We start from the raw sequence: 15,071 nt of genomic DNA, 5'->3' as shown, positions 1-15,071 counted from the left end.
TCTACGCTCCCGCCACCCGCGCCAGATCGGCGGTGATCCGTTCGGCCACCTTCAATCGCTCTTCCGCCGTCGGCCAGTCGCCCGAAACGACGATCTTCTGATCCGGCCGGATCTTCCAGAAGGCGTGGTTCTTCTGGATCAGCCCGACCAGTCCCGCCGGATTGGGGAAGCTGTTGTCGCGCAACGTCAGGACCGCACCGCGCGGTCCGATGTCGATCTTCTCGATGCAGGCCTTGCGGCAGTTCGACTTGATGCCGACGATCTTCAGCAACTGCTGCGCCTCATCCGGCAAGGGTCCGAAACGGTCGATCAGTTCGGCGGCCAAGGCTTCGCGATCCTCGGCCTGTTCGGCGTCGGAAAGACGACGATAGAGGCTCAGGCGCACGTTCAGATCTGGCACGTAATCTTCTGGAATAAGGACAGAAGCGCCAACATTGATCGACGGCGACCAACCGCGATCCACCGCCTGTCCCTCGCCCTTCTCGCGTAACTCCGCCACGGCGTCTTCCAGCATCTGCTGGTACAGTTCGACGCCGACCTCGCGGATGTGGCCCGACTGTTCGTCGCCCAGCAGATTGCCGCCGCCACGCTGGTCCAGATCGTGGCTGGCCAGCTGGAAGCCGGCGCCCAGATTGTCCAGCGACTGCAGAACCTGCAACCGCCGCTCGGCCGACAAGGTCATCGGCTTGACCGCATCGGTGGTCAGATACGCGAAGGCGCGGGCCTTGGACCGTCCGACCCGCCCCCGGATCTGATACAGTTGCGCGAGGCCGAACATGTCGGCGCGGTGCACGATCAGCGTATTCGCCGTCGGGATATCTAGCCCGCTCTCGACGATCGTGGTGGAGACCAAGACGTCGTATTCCCCGTCGTAAAAGGCGCTCATCACCTCTTCCAGCTGGGTCGCGCTCATCTGGCCGTGACCGACAACGAACTTCACCTCGGGCACCTGTTCGCGCAGGAACTTCTCGATGGCGGGCAGGTCCTTCAGCCGCGGCGCGACGTAGTAGGCCTGACCCCCGCGATATTTCTCGCGCAGCAGGGCCTCGCGCACCAGCACCGGATCCCACGGCGTGACGTAGGTCCGCACCGCCAGGCGATCGACCGGCGGGGTGGCGATGATCGACATCTCGCGGATGCCCGACAGCGCCATCTGAAGCGTGCGCGGGATCGGCGTGGCGGTCAGAGTCAAGAGATGCACGTCGGCGCGCAGCGTCTTCAGCTTCTCCTTGTGCTTGACGCCGAAGTGCTGCTCCTCGTCGACGATGACCAGGCCCAGGTCGCGGAAGCCGACCTGTTCGCTTAGCACCGCATGGGTGCCGACGACGATCTCGACCGAGCCGTCCTTCAGCCCGGCGCGCGTCTCCGCCGCCTCCTTGGACCCCACCATCCGCGACAGTTGACGCACCTTGACCGGCCAGCCGGCGAAGCGTTCGGTGAAGGTCTTGTAGTGCTGGCGCGCCAGCAGGGTCGTCGGCGCAACGATCGCCACCTGCTGACCCGTCATGGCGACGACGAAGGCGGCCCGCAGCGCCACCTCGGTCTTGCCGAAGCCGACATCGCCGCAGATCAGGCGATCCATCGGCGTGCCCTTGCCCAGATCCTCCAGCACATCTCCGATGGCGTTAAGCTGATCGTCGGTCTCCTCATAGGGGAAGCGCGCGCAGAACTCGGCGAACAGACCCGGCGGCGGCGTGACCGCATCGGTCTCGCGCAGCGCCCGTTTGGCGGCCAGGGCGATCAGCCCCTCGGCCATGGCGCGCAGACGTTCCTTGGCCTTGGCCTTTCTCGCCTGCCAGCCTGCGCCGCCCAACTTGTCCAGTTGGACGCCTTCGGAGTCCGACCCGTATCGGGTCAGAAGATCAATGTTTTCAACCGGCAGATAGAGTTTGCTCTCACCGGCGTAGAACAGCTCCAGGCAATCGTGCGGGGCCTGCTGGATCTCCAGCGTCTTCAGCCCCTCGTAGCGGCCGATCCCGTGATCCAGGTGAACCACCAGATCGCCCGTCGTCAGGGCCGACGCCTCCGCCAGGAAGTTCGAGGCGCGGCGTTTCTTGCGCGGTCGCGCCAAACGGTCGCCCAGGATGTCGGTCTCGGAAATGACCGCCACCTCGTCGGTGGCAAAGCCATGCTCGACCGGCAGGACGCCGCGCAGATAGAGGTCTTTCGGGGCCGCCTGAACGTCGGCCCAGTCGCGCACGGCGACGATGTGATCCAGCCCGTGGTCGGCCAGCATGGTCGCCAGCCGCTCCGATGACCCTTCGGTCCAGGAGGCGAACAGCACCCGCTTGCCCTCGGCCTTCAGCCCCGCCGCATGGGCCGCCACCGCCTCGAACAGATTGACGCTGTCCTGCGCCCGCTCGGCGGCGAAGGTTCTGCCCAACCGTCCGCCGGCATCCTCGCCTCCCGTGGAGAAGGGCGTGAAACGACGCACGACGCGACCCGCCAGCGCCTGGTTCCAGTCTCCGGCGTCCAGATAGAGCCGCTTTGGCGGCAAGGCGCGATTGGCGCTGGCCTGTCCTTTGGCCTTGGCCGCCTCGGCGCGCGCATCATAGGCGTCCGCGACCAGATCCCATCGCTCGGCGCGGGCCGTCTCGACCTGGTTGTCTAGGAAGATCGCCGCGTCGTCCGGCAGATAGTCGAACAGGCTGTCCAGGGTCTCATAGAACAGCGGCAGCCACTGCTCCATGCCCTGACGCCGCGCGCCCTCGCTGATCGTCGCGTACAGCGGGTCGTCGCCTGGCGCGCCGAAAAGGTTCAGATAGCCGGTGCGAAAGCGCGAGATGGCCGCTGCATCCAGCAGCGCCTCCGACACCGGCGCGAGGGACACGGACGTCATCTGGCCGGTCGACCGCTGCGTTTCGGGATCGAAGGTGCGGATCGATTCCAGCTCGGATCCGAACATATCCAGCCGGACCGGCTCCTCGAAGCCGGGCGGATAGACGTCGACGACCCCGCCGCGCACCGCGAACTCGCCGCGCTCCGACACGGTCGAGGCACGGACATAGCCGTTAGCGGCGAAATATCGCTCCAGCGCCTGGATATCGAGATCGCGTCCGACCTTGGTTTCGAACCCGGCCTGTGTCGTGACCGACTTGGGCGGGGTGCGTTGCATGGCCGCCGACACCGTCGTCACGACCAGAACCGGCGCATCGCCGGGCTTGCGCATCGCCAGCCGCGTCAGCGTCGCCATCCGCTGTGCCGCGATTCCCGCCGTCGGGCTCAGTCGGTCATAGGGCAGACAGTCCCACGCCGGATAATCTAGGACTTCAATATCTTTCGAGAAGAACTGAAATGCCTGAACGAAGCTGCCCGACCTCTGAAAATCGCGTGCGACGAACAGGCCGACGCCGCCGCCGGCCTTGATAGGTTCGGCGACGATCAGCGCGTCCAACCCCTCGGGCGCGCCGCCCAGATCGGCGTCGGTTCGGTATTCGACCTTGGCGTCCATCAGCCGATTCCCTTGCCGACTTCTGCCGCGACGTGGGCGCGCATGAAGGCGCGCACCTTGGCCATCACCGGCGTCTCGAACTCGGGCGGCGTCGGATCACGCTCGATGATCCAGCCGTAAAGCCACTGATCTTCCTCGTCGATCAGTCGCTCGAACTGGTCCAGTTCCGCATCGGTCAGGGTCGGCGCGACCTGATCGGAAAACGGACCCAGCACCATGTCGGCCTCGCGAAAGCCCCGACGCCAGGCGCGGAACTGAATGCGTCCCAGCCGCTGCCTGCGCTCAGGTGTCATCTGCTCAGGGGTCATTTCGCTTTCGGGACGCGCGTCGATTTCGGCCACAAGAATCCTTGCCCGGCAAAGTGGGAAGACGCTCAAGCAGCGAGCCACCGCGTGGCGAGCGTTAGCGTCTTCAAATGGAAGAAGCGCAGATAGCGTTCCTGAACGGACTTCGCCACCCGTCATGGTCACGCTATGTTCACGGCGATGCGTCCGCAGATTCTCTTTCCCCTGTTCGCCGAGGTCTCGACCCTTAAGGGCGTGGGCCCTCGCGTCCTGCCTCTGTTGCAAAAGGCGGCGGGCCCGCTGGTCCGCGATCTGCTGTTCCTCAGCCCGTCCGGCCTCATCGTGCGCCGCCCTGCTGAGGCCGCCAGCGCCGTCGATGGCGAGGTCGGCGTCTTCACCGTGACCATCGATCGCCTCTTCACGCCCAGCCGCCCCGGCGCGCCGCTGAAGGTCCGGGCCAGCGATCCGACCGGCTTCGTGCATCTCGTCTGGTTCGGCGGTTCGCCCCAGCACATCGACCGGCTGTTGCCGCGCGGCGAGACGCGGTTGGTCGCGGGCAAGGTCGAAAGGTTCAATGGCGAGGTTCAGATCGTCCATCCGGACATCGTGACGCTCGAAAAGGCCGCCGACATTCCGGCGTCCGAACCCGTCTATCCGGCGACGCAGGGGCTCAGTTCTCGCCAGTTGCGCAAACTGGTCCAGGCCGCCCTTCTCGCAGCCTCCGACCTGCCGGAGTGGCAGGATTCCGCCTGGCTCAAGAAGCAGAACTGGCTGGGTTGGCGCGCCGCTCTGGACGCCCTGCATGCCCCTACGGCCGAGCTGGACCTGTCGCCCGACGCCCCCACCCGCCAACGCCTGGCCTATGACGAATTCCTGGCCCATCAGTTAGCTCTGGCCCGTCGTCGCCGCGCCCGCGAGATCAGGCCCGCCCCCGTCCTCGCCCCCGGCGCGGCGTCCGAACACCTGCTCCAGGCCCTGCCCTTCCAGCTGACCAACGCCCAGGTCCAGTCCGTCGCCGAAATCCGCCGTGATCTAGCGTCGGGCCAGCAGATGGGCCGATTGCTGCAAGGCGATGTCGGCTCGGGCAAGACCGCCGTCGCCGCCTTAGCTTTGGCCGACGCCGCTTCCAGCGGTTTCCAATCCGCCCTCATGGCCCCGACCGAAATCCTGGCGCGCCAGCATTACGAGAAGCTCGGCCCCATGCTGGACGCAGCCGGCGTCGCCGCCGTCCTGCTCACCGGCCGCGACACCCCGGCTCAACGACGCGAGAAACTGGCTGCCCTGGCCTCGGGTGACGCCCAGGTCGCCATCGGCACCCATGCCCTGTTCCAGGACGCCGTTCGCTTCGACCGCCTGGCTCTGGCCGTCATCGACGAACAGCACCGATTCGGCGTGAACGAGCGCCAGCGGCTGCAAGCCAAGGGCGACCCGCGCCTGGGCGCCGTGCACCTGCTGACCATGTCGGCTACCCCCATCCCCCGCACGCTGGAGCTGACGCAGTACGGCGAGCTGGAGGTCAGTCGCCTGATGGAAAAGCCGCCCGGCCGCACGCCCGTCACGACCGCCGTCCTGCCCTTGGCCCGTATCGGCGAGGTCGCCGCCCGGCTGAAAACGGCGGTAGAGAGCGGCGCCCAGGCCTATTGGATCTGTCCCTTGGTTGAGGAATCCGAGGCCATCGACTTGGCGGCCGCCGTCGATCGCGCCGACGATCTGCGGCGCCTGTTGGGCGTGGAGGTCGGCCTGGCCCACGGCCAGATGCCGGGCGCAGAGCGCGAGGCCGTCATGGCCGACTTCGCCGACGGCCGCCTGCCGGTTCTCGTCGCCACCACTGTGGTCGAAGTCGGCGTGGACGTGCCCAACGCCTCGATCATGGTGATCGAACACGCCGACCGCTTCGGCCTGGCCCAGTTGCACCAGTTGCGCGGCCGCGTTGGGCGCGGCGCCAAGGCCAGTGCCTGCATCCTGCTATACGGCGGTCAGGACGGCGCGTTGGGCGAGACGGCCAAGGAGCGGCTCGAAACCCTGCGTCGCACCGAGGACGGATTCGAGATCGCCGAGGAAGACTTCCGCCTGCGCGGCGGCGGCGATCCCCTGGGCCTGAAACAAAGCGGTTTTCCCGCCTACCGCTTCGCCGACCCGATCCGCCACCGCAGCCTGATGCTAGCCGCCGCCGATGACGCGCGGCTGATCATGAACCGCGACCCGGATCTGACCTCGGAACGCGGCCAAGCGGTGCAGGTGCTGGAAGAGCTATTCGACTGGAAAAACCACAAGGCCGGCGCGAGCTAGCCGATCACTCGGCTCCAGCCATCGAATCCGACCTCTACGTTTTCGGGAACAAGCGCCGACAACACCTTGTAATCCATGTCGATGTGCAGGTTCGTCAGCACCGCGCGCTCGACATCGGCTGCGGCGATCCACGCTAGGGCCTGGTCCAAATGGGCATGGGTCGGATGCGGCGCATAACGCAGCGCATCCACGATCCACAGCTTGCACCCGGCCACCGCCGCCAGGGCCGCCTCGTCCAGATCGGACACATCGCTGGAATAGGCGACGTCGCTCAATCGATAGCCGACCGAACAGATCGGCCCGTGCGCCTGATCAAAGGTCGTGACCGGGATCGCCCCACCCGCGCCCTCGACCGACCAGGCCGTGCCATGCGGCGGAATGATCCGTCCGTCCAGCAGCGGCGGATAACCGAACTTGCTCTCGAAGATGTAGTCGAACCGATGCGTCAGCGAGCCATGCGTCGCCGCATCCATCCACGCCGGAATGCGCTTTCTCGCCCGCGCGGCAAAGGTGCGCAGATCGTCGATGCCGTGGGTCTGATCCGCATGATCGTGGGTGTAGAGGACCGCGTCCACATGCTTCGTGCCACTGGCCAGCATCTGTTCGCGCAGGTCCGGCGAGGTGTCGATCAGGACATTGGTCACCCCCTCCGGCCCGGTCTTCCTCGCCAGCATCGAACAGCGCGTGCGCCGGTTCTTCGGCTCGGTTGGGTCGCAGGCGCCCCAGTCGCCGTCCCCGCGCGGCACCCCGCCCGACGACCCGCTGCCCAGAATGACGACTTCGAAACTCATGCGGGCCTGGGTATCCGGTCAAAGAGGCCGAAGAAGGCCTCGGTCGTGATGCGGTCCGCCTGCTCGGCGCTCCAGCCACGGATCTCGGCCAGCTTGTCCAGTACATGACCGATGTAGGCCGGCTCGTTGCGCCGTCCACGATGCGGAATGGGCGCCAGATAGGGGCAGTCGGTCTCGACGATGATCCGGTCGCCCGGCATATCGCGGATCACCGCCCGCACATCCTCGGCCGCCTTGAAGGTCGCGATGCCGGAAACCGAAAACCAGGCGCCCATTTCCGCAGCGATTTTCGCCAGTTCTGCGCCACTCGTATAGCAGTGCATCAACATCTTGAACGTCCCGGCTGCATATTCCTCGCGCAGGATCGACGCCATCACATCGTCCGCCTCACGCGTATGGATCACCAGCGGCAGACCGGTTTCGCGCGCCGCCGCCACATGCTGCCGGAACACCGCCGCCTGTACCTCGCGCGGGCTGAGGTCGTAGTGGAAATCCAGACCGCATTCGCCGATCCCGACCACTTTGGGCCGCCGGGCCAGTTCGATCAGGGTCGCCGCCGTCAAATCCGCCGCATCCTTGGCCTCGTGCGGATGGACCCCGACCGTGCACCAGATGTCCTCATTGGCCATGGCGATGCCGTGCGTCGCCTCAAAGGTCGTCAGCTTGTCGGAGATCTCCACCATCAGCCCGACGCCCGCCTCGCGCGCGCGCGCGATCACGGCGTCCCGGTCCTCGTCGAACTGCGGCGCGTGCAGGTTTACATGACTGTCGATCAGCATCAGCCCATCCGCTCATGCTGGGCCTGGACCCGCTTCAGGTCCGCCAGCGCGCCGGCCAGCACATCGGCCTTATCCAGGTTCAATCCCGCCGCCCGCTCCGGCAGCGACTGCAGCCGCTCCCACAGTTCGGCCCAGCGATTGCCGGCGCCGGGCGCGCTCTGCAAGGCGCGCATGCGCACCGCCGCGATCAGCCGGTCCATCAGCGTCTCGAACCGCTCCTGCCCCTCGGCGCCGCGGAACCGGTCGGCGATGGCCAGGGCTTCGGCCCGGTCCACATCGCCCTCGACCCAGCGCCGCGCCAGTTGATCCATCTCGAACGTCGCGCCGGACGCCAAGGCCAGGGCTGCGCCCGGCGATCCGCCCGCCATGGTCGCCGCGTGTTCGGCGTCCTCACGCTCCGCGCCCGTCCGGTTGCGCACCAAGGTCTCCAGCCGATCCGGCGCCCAGATCGGAAAGCTCAGCCGCCGGCACCGCGACCGGATCGTCGCCAGCAACCGCCCCGGCGCATGGGTGACCAGAAACAGCACGCCACGCTCGGGCGGCTCCTCAAGAACCTTCAGCAAGGCGTTGGCGGCGTTGAGATTCAGGTCATCCGCCGCATCGATGATCGCCACCCGAAACTGGGCTTGCGACGGGCTTTTTGAAAAGAACTCCGGCAGTTCGCGCGACTGATCGACCGAGATCGACTTCTTCGTCTTGCCGCCCTCAACCAGCCGTTCCAGCACCAGCAGATCCGGATGCGACTGAGCCGAGATCAGCCGGCTGACCGGATCATCGCGCCGCGCGCCCAGCGGCCCGGATGCCGGATCGGCCGCCGCGCCCAGCAGTCGTCGCGCCGCGCGATAGGCGAAAGTCGCCTTGCCCGTCCCCTCGACCCCGCACAACAGCCAGGCGTGGTGCAATCGCCCCCGCTCCCAGGCGTCCAGAAACGCCGTCTCCGCCGCGGCATCAGGTATCAGGTCGAACCGGTCACGCGGGTGATCGCTCACAGCAGCCGGTCCTGAACCGCCTGCCAGACCCGCGCCTCGACCTCGTCCAGCGATCCGACCGCGTCGATCAGCACGCAACGCTGGGGATTGGCCTCGACGATGCGCAGGAAGCCCTCGCGCAGGCGCTGATGGAATTCCAGCCCCTTGGATTCGAACCGCGTCTCGAACAGGCCGCGCCCGAACGCCCGCTCCAGCCCGACCTCGACCGGCAGGTCGAACACCAGGGTCAGGTCCGGCTGGTCGTCCCCGACCACGCCCGCGTCGATTTGTTCGATGAAGCTTTGCGCCACGCCGCCGCCTGCGCCCTGATAGGCCCGGCTGGAATCGGCGAACCGGTCGCACACCACCCAGTCGCCGGCCGCCAGCGCCGGGCGGATGGTCCGCTCCAGATGGTCCGAGCGTGAGGCGTACATCAGCAGGGTCTCGGTCATGGCCGACCACGGCTCGGCATCCGTGGCCACCACCAGATTGCGGATCACCTCCGCACCCTTGGAGCCGCCCGGTTCGCGTGTGCGCACGACCTTGCGCTCGCCCAGCACCGTCTGCAGCCGCGCGACCAGCCGCCCGACCTGGGTCGATTTGCCGGCGCCCTCGCCGCCTTCGAAGCTTATGAATTGTCCACGGGTCACGCGCCTTCATGGCGCGCCGACGCCGCCCGGCGCAAGCCCGCCCGCGCGATCAGCTGCCGGATATCAACAGGGCGCCCGCATAACCCCGCGCCACGACCGACTGACGCGCCGCCTCGGCGGCATTGGCGCTGTCCCACGGCCCCACCACCACATTGAACCGTCCCGCGCCCCGGTCGGCCCTCACCCAGCCGCTCAGGCTGTCGGCGATTCGCCCGGCCTCGACCTGATCCGAGAAGCTGCCCGCCTGGACCCAGAAGGTCGTCACCTCCGCGACCGCGACTGGAGCGGGCGCAATGGCGGCCACGCTGACGGGCGGGCTGGCCGGGACCGAACCGCGCGGCGCAGGCGCTGACGCCCTCAACAACGTGCCCCCGCCCTGCTGCGGCGCACGGCCGAGGTAGCGAACGCGCACCCGCCCCACGCCCTGTGACAGCATCCCCAGTTCGCTCGCCGCCTCGCGCGACAGGTCGATGATCCGGCTGTCCACGAACGGCCCACGGTCATTGATCCGCACCACCAGCCGCCGCCCGTTCTCCAGGTTCGTCACCTCGACCAGGCCGGGCAGAGGCAGGGTCTTGTGCGCCGCCGTCAGGGCATGCATGTCGAACCGCTCGCCGGTCGAGGTCGGCCGCCCGTTGAAGGCGTCGCCGTACCAGGACGCCATCCCGACTTCCTCATAATCCGGCTGTTCCTTGGGCGTGTACCAGCGCCCGCGCACCTGATACGGCCGCATCGTCCCAGACACGATCGGCGCAGGGTCCTTGACGACCGGCGGATGATCCTCGCCGCGCCCGGCGACCGTCCCACGCACGCCCGCTCCGCCGACGGTGGAACAGGCGGCCAGCAGCGAAAACAGCCCCAGGATCAGCGCGCCGCGCACTCCCTGTCCAAACGTCATCGACCCGCCTCGCAAAAAATACGAAAACAGGATGACCGAAGACATTTCCGCTTTGGTTAATGACCCGTTCGCCTGCTATGGCGTCCGCCTCCGCTGCGGCGGCAAGGAAGTGTGGCCGAGTGGTTTAAGGCACTGGTCTTGAAAACCAGCGACGGTGAGAGCCGTCCGTGGGTTCGAATCCCACCGCTTCCGCCAATTCCGTTGATTTTCTGAAGAAATCGGTCGGTCTCGCCGACGCCAGCCTATACACCCGCCTATACGGCGACCTGTTGGGCGGGTGTTTCAGGACGTTTCAACCGTCGTCATGCTGATGGATCGGGCCTAGCACGTGCCTGCCGATCTGAACGAAGCGATGGATTGATCCAGGCTGAGGCCAACGGTCATTTTCGAGCATTGAGTCTCAGCGAGGCGCAGCATCGACTTCAAAATCCCCGATCTACGGCGACACTGCGTGCTTAAAAGCCGAAGGGCGGTGTTCGACGAGGCCTTCGCCGCCCCCTGGCAAACGCGCCCACTGCGCCTGCCGAGCACACGCAGAGGATCGAGGTGGCGCGGACGCCGCCACAACAGAGGTCCGGACCTTCAACACCAGCAGCGATGCCCCCTCTTCCTCTGGCGCCGACGCTCATCCGGCTGGGCCGGCGGCTCTGCAGTATCATTCGGACGTTGCGACGGTCGAGGCGCGAACGGCCAGTTGGAAGGGCGGCGTTGATGCTTGAGGCAGGTCGTCCTGCCCGGACTTGGCGCGGATCAGCAGATCCGCCGCTGCAGACGCCATCGCTGCGATGGGTTGGACGACAGCGGTCAGCGGGGGATTGCTGAAGCGCACGATGGGGGTGTCGTCGAAGCTGATGATGGCCAGATCGTGCGGGACGGCGAGGCCTCTGCGACCTGCAACGCGCAGGGCCGCCAGCGCCATCTGGTCGTTGGACGCCACGACGGCCGTCGGCGGATGGGCCAGCCGGCAGAAGGTCTCCATCGCCGCTTCGCCCGATGCGAAGGTGAAGTCGCCGTGACCGACCAGATCGGCGTCTTCGGGCAGGCCACGCCCCGCCATCGCCGCACGATACCCCTGAAGCCGCGCGCCGCTCAGAGCGTATTCGGGACTGCCGCTGATGAAGCCGATCCGACGATGTCCCAGATCGAGAAGATGGTTCGTCGCCGTTTCGGCGGCGGCGTAGTCGTCCATCGCGATGCTGAAGCCTGCGCCCGTCGCCGTGGAGCCTATTCGCGCGAACGGCAGACCCAGATCCACCAGCAGCCCGGTGATGAGCGGATTGTCCGAGTGGGGCGGCGTCAGGATCACGCCGTCAGGGTGAAGCGCCGCAATCGCCGCCTTCACCTCCCGCTCGACATGGGCCGAATGGGTGTCGACCAGTTCGAAGATCATCCGATAGCCGGCCTCGGCGCATTTCAGCATGCCGCCCAAGAGCATTTGATCGACCCAGTCGGTCCCCTCGCCCGACCGCCAGCCCTCTATGGTTCGATCACGATCGTTCAGCGCCAGAAGCAGATAGGAGCGCGATCCGCCCATGCGCTGCGCCGCCAGACTTGGGACGTAGCCAAGCCTCGCCACGGCGGCGTTGACCCGTTCGCGCACCTCAGGCCGGACGTTGGGGCCATTGTTGATGACGCGCGACACCGTTTGCAACGACACGCCGGCCTCGGCCGCGACATGTTTGATCGTGACCTTGCGCGCAGCGCTTGACGCGGCCTGTTCCAGCTTCACCATAAAACTAAGGCTAGATGATCGTCCGGTCCGGCTCCAGCGTCTTAAGCGCTGACTTTCGGCGACGGGGCGGCGCAGTGTCGGTCGATGAATTGCTGATGCGTCGGCAGATCGGCGACAACCCGTCTCAGCAGCTCCGCCGCATGATCCAGCTGGCCCGGGACGTCATCGAAGGGAATACGGTTCGTCAGCGGATGGTGGGTGTGGGGTCGGACGCCCATCCCCTCCATCACCGACTGCCAGCTGACGGCCCGGAACAGTTCGTCGAGCCCCTCGGCCAGACGCCCGCCGCTTCGGAACAGCGCGATCTTGCGCTTCAGTTCGGGCGGAAGCTCCATGGTACGACAGGCGCGCCAGAAGGGCGTGTCGTCTCGTTCGGTCAGGCAATAGTGCAGGACGATGAAATCCCTGATCTCCTCGTAGTCGGCGATCATGCGTCGATTGTATTCGTCGGCCAGCACCGGATCGCAGTCGCGATCCGGCAAGAAGCGGAAGAAGAAGTCCAGCCCGCGATAGATCAGATGGATTGCGGTCGATTCCAGCGGCTCGATAAAGCCTCCGGCTAGCCCCAGCGCGAGCACGTTCTTGTCCCACAGGCGCTCACGAACGCCGGTCTTGAAGGGCACCACCATCGGCTTCACGACGGGCGCGCCCTCGACCTGGGCCATCAGGCTGGCCGTGGCCTCGTCGTCGCTCAGATACTGGCTGCAGAAGACATAGCCGTTGCCGGTTCGGTGTTGCAGCGGAATGCGCCAGCGCCAGCCGTAATCCTGCGCCTGGGCCAGGGTGTAGGGCGCAGGCGGGCCGACATTCTCGGTCTGGACGGCGACCGCCCGGTCGCACAGCAGCCAGTGGGACCAGTCGTGGTAGCCGACCTTCAACGCCTTGCCGATCAGCAGGCTGCGAAAGCCCGAGCAGTCGATGAAGAAGTCCGCCTCGACCGTCCGCCCCCCCTTAAGGACCAGATGATCGACGAACCCGTCAGCGCGAACACGCACATCTTCGACGATGCCCTCGACGCGGGTCACCCCGCGCGCCTCGGCGAAGGTGCGCAGGAAGCGCGCGACCCTTTTGGCGTCGACATGCAGGGCGTAGCTGGCGCCGCCGACCGGCGTGCGCGCCGCCTTGAACGGCAGGGTAAACCGCCCTTCCCGCGCCATCACCGCCGCCGGCGCGAAATCCTGAAGACCACCCGGATAGCCTTGCAATGCGGCCTTCAACCAGACCTGGTAAAAGTCAGCCAGATCGACCGGCGCGCCGATCGTGCCGAAAGGGTGAAAATAGCTCTGGCCCTTGGCCTTCCAGTCTCTGAATTCGATGCCCAGTTTGAAGCTGGCCTGCACCTCTCGCACGAAGACCTGTTCGTCCACACCCAGTTTGGCCAGCAGTTGCAGGAAGGGCGGCACGGTGGACTCCCCCACCCCGATCGTGCCGATGTCGTCGCTCTCCACCAGTTCGATCTGACCGAGCGCGCCCTTCAGATGTTCGGACAGCAGCGCGGCCGCCATCCATCCTGCGGACCCGCCGCCGACGATACAGACCTTGCGGATCTTGCGGGACGGGTCAGCTTGCATTGGAAATCCCTTTCGGATCGCTCACGCCCCCGAAGCGGGCGAGGAAGGCGTCGTGACTGGTTGTGCGCTCGACCATATCGGCGACCGCATCGCGCATCCCCCACAGTCCCTGCCGCAGTTGCACGGGGTCGATCCCTTGAACGGCCGGGTCCACACGTTCCGGCATGAGCCCGAGCCCGTCATAGATGGCGAGCCAACTGGCCGGGTGGAACATCTCCCAGCGATAGCGGACAAACGCCCCCCTTGCCTTCCAGAGATCGACTTTGCGCCTCAGGGTGTCGGGCACGGCGGCCTCGCGCCGCTCTCGCCAGAAGGCTTCGTTGCGGCCGTTCAGCCAATAGTGCAGGATGATGAAGTCGCGCGTGCGCTCCATCTCGCGCGCCGACTGATCGTTGAACTCCTCGAGCACGGCGGGGGCGAAATCGCGATCTGGAAACAGCGCCTTCAGCCGTTCGATTCCGTTCTCGATGAGGGCGATGCTGGTGCTTTCCAAAGGCTCCAGAAAGCCTGCGGCGAGACCCAGCGCCACGCAGTTCTTCACCCAGGCCTGGCGTCGCCTCCCCGGACGGAAATCGATGCGGCGCGGCGCCGACAAGGGTCGACCTTGCAGGTTGGCCATCAGCGCGGCTTGCGCCGCGTCGTCCGACATATGGGCGCTTGAAAAGACCAGGCCGTTGCCCGTTCGGTGCCGCAACGGAATGCGCCAGCGCCAACCGGCCTGATGCGCCGTCACCCGCGTATAGGGCGCAACAGGGTCGCCAGGCGTATTCTCGGTCTGAACGGCGTAGGCGGCGTCGCAAGCCAGCCAGTCGCCCCAGTCTTCGTAGGGCGTTCCCAAAGCTTCGCCGATCAGCAGCCCCCGGAAACCCGAGCAATCCACGAAGAGATCGCCTTCGATCTCTCGCCCGTCATCCAGGACCAGCCTGTCGATGAAGCCGTCCTGCGCACGAAGCTTCACGGCGGCGATGCGCGCATCAATACGCGTCACGCCGGAGCCCTCCGAATAGCGACGAAGGCGTTGCGCAAACAGGGCGGCGTCGAAATGCAGGGCCCAGTCGAAGACCGACAGGCTGGAGGGCGGATTGGGCGACGGCTCCACGAACTTGTTCGCCAGCGCCAGCGACGCCCCGAGTGAATAGGCCGACAGGGGCGTGGCGTCTCCGGTTTCCGCCTGCCGCATCCAATAGTGATGAAATCCGACCCCGTTCAGGTCCTGGCCGTAGAGACCGAAGGGGTGGATGAAGTCCGAGCGAGGCCCGCCCCACCCCTCGAAGCGGATTCCCAGCTTGCAGGTGGCCTGGGTCGCCGACATCACGTCGGCGTCGGTGAGCCCCAGTTGGGCGTAGAAGCGTCGGATCGTCGGTATGGTCGCTTCGCCGACCCCGACCGTGCCGATCTCGGAAGACTCCACCACCGTGATGGCCACGTCCGTCGTGGCCAGATGCCGGGCAAGCGCCGCCGCCGCCATCCAGCCCGCCGTGCCGCCGCCGACAATCACGACCTTTCGGATGGCGGCACCCCGATCGGATGTCCGTGGCGCTTCGACGGAAGTAGTAGTCATTGTCTTCGTTCGGCCCTCGAACCGTAAACACTCTAGGCTAGACGAAAAGAGGCCGGCGACAACGCAAAGGTCGCCGCCGGCCAGAGGCTTCAGGGAA

Annotated in this window: 11 protein-coding genes and 1 tRNA gene; 2 read left to right on the top strand and 10 right to left on the bottom strand. The window is 66.5% G+C overall.

Going from position 1 to position 15,071, the window contains the following annotated elements; translation table 11 throughout:
* Nucleotide 1: 1 nt before the first annotated feature.
* On the bottom strand, nt 2–3,451 hold the full coding sequence (gene mfd / locus DT343_RS04555; protein ID WP_112861913.1) for a transcription-repair coupling factor: 3,450 nt from the start codon (nt 3,449–3,451) through the stop codon (nt 2–4).
* Nucleotides 3,451–3,792: an FAD assembly factor SdhE gene (locus tag DT343_RS04550; RefSeq protein ID WP_055805011.1), complete on the bottom strand. Its 342-nt coding sequence runs from the start codon at nt 3,790–3,792 to the stop codon at nt 3,451–3,453. The genes mfd and DT343_RS04550 overlap by 1 nt, the downstream gene beginning before the upstream one ends.
* Nucleotides 3,793–3,936: 144 nt before the next feature.
* Here DT343_RS04550 and recG point away from each other — a divergent pair, with 144 nt between their 5' ends.
* A complete protein-coding gene (gene recG, locus DT343_RS04545; protein ID WP_112862573.1) occupies nt 3,937–6,024 on the top strand; it encodes an ATP-dependent DNA helicase RecG in 2,088 nt (695 codons plus the stop codon).
* Here the strand turns inward: recG and DT343_RS04540 are convergent.
* From DT343_RS04540 to DT343_RS04520, 5 genes are read right to left on the bottom strand one after another with little or no spacing between them, the layout of a single operon-like run.
* A complete protein-coding gene (locus DT343_RS04540) occupies nt 6,021–6,815 on the bottom strand; it encodes an MBL fold metallo-hydrolase (RefSeq protein ID WP_112861912.1) in 795 nt (264 codons plus the stop codon). The two genes, recG and DT343_RS04540, sit on opposite strands and share 4 nt — an antisense overlap.
* Nucleotides 6,812–7,594, bottom strand: a complete 783-nt coding sequence (locus DT343_RS04535; protein WP_112861911.1) for a TatD family hydrolase — start codon at nt 7,592–7,594, stop codon at nt 6,812–6,814. The genes DT343_RS04540 and DT343_RS04535 overlap by 4 nt, the downstream gene beginning before the upstream one ends.
* The gene (locus DT343_RS04530) at nt 7,594–8,583 is read right to left on the bottom strand and encodes a DNA polymerase III subunit delta' (RefSeq protein WP_112861910.1); all 990 of its coding nucleotides are present in this window, start codon (nt 8,581–8,583) and stop codon (nt 7,594–7,596) included. Before DT343_RS04530 ends, DT343_RS04535 begins: the two co-directional genes overlap by 1 nt.
* The gene (tmk, locus tag DT343_RS04525) at nt 8,580–9,212 is read right to left on the bottom strand and encodes a dTMP kinase (RefSeq protein ID WP_112861909.1); all 633 of its coding nucleotides are present in this window, start codon (nt 9,210–9,212) and stop codon (nt 8,580–8,582) included. The genes DT343_RS04530 and tmk overlap by 4 nt, the downstream gene beginning before the upstream one ends.
* Nucleotides 9,213–9,261: 49 nt before the next feature.
* Nucleotides 9,262–10,110, bottom strand: a complete 849-nt coding sequence (locus DT343_RS04520) for a septal ring lytic transglycosylase RlpA family protein (RefSeq protein ID WP_181669114.1) — start codon at nt 10,108–10,110, stop codon at nt 9,262–9,264.
* 105 nt (nt 10,111–10,215) lie between these two features.
* On the opposite strand from DT343_RS04520, the gene DT343_RS04515 reads away from it, so the two are divergent.
* Nucleotides 10,216–10,305 (top strand) — tRNA-Ser (locus DT343_RS04515).
* Nucleotides 10,306–10,765: 460 nt separating this feature from the next.
* Here the strand turns inward: DT343_RS04515 and DT343_RS04510 are convergent.
* The 3 genes from DT343_RS04510 to DT343_RS04500 are packed head-to-tail and all read right to left on the bottom strand — an operon-like array spanning nt 10,766 to nt 14,974.
* On the bottom strand, nt 10,766–11,842 hold the full coding sequence (locus DT343_RS04510; protein WP_112861907.1) for a LacI family DNA-binding transcriptional regulator: 1,077 nt from the start codon (nt 11,840–11,842) through the stop codon (nt 10,766–10,768).
* A gap of 41 nt (nt 11,843–11,883) precedes the next feature.
* Nucleotides 11,884–13,413: a tryptophan halogenase family protein gene (locus tag DT343_RS04505; RefSeq protein WP_112861906.1), complete on the bottom strand. Its 1,530-nt coding sequence runs from the start codon at nt 13,411–13,413 to the stop codon at nt 11,884–11,886.
* Complete coding sequence (locus tag DT343_RS04500) at nt 13,403–14,974, bottom strand: tryptophan halogenase family protein (protein WP_112861905.1); 1,572 nt, start codon at nt 14,972–14,974, stop codon at nt 13,403–13,405. Before DT343_RS04500 ends, DT343_RS04505 begins: the two co-directional genes overlap by 11 nt.
* Nucleotides 14,975–15,071 lie beyond the last annotated feature (97 nt).

The organism is Brevundimonas vesicularis (assembly GCF_900445985.1).
GTDB classification, from domain to species: Bacteria; Pseudomonadota; Alphaproteobacteria; order Caulobacterales; family Caulobacteraceae; genus Brevundimonas; species Brevundimonas vesicularis_D.
Note: the sequence above shows the minus strand (reverse complement) of the source record. Positions and strands in the feature narration are given on the sequence as shown.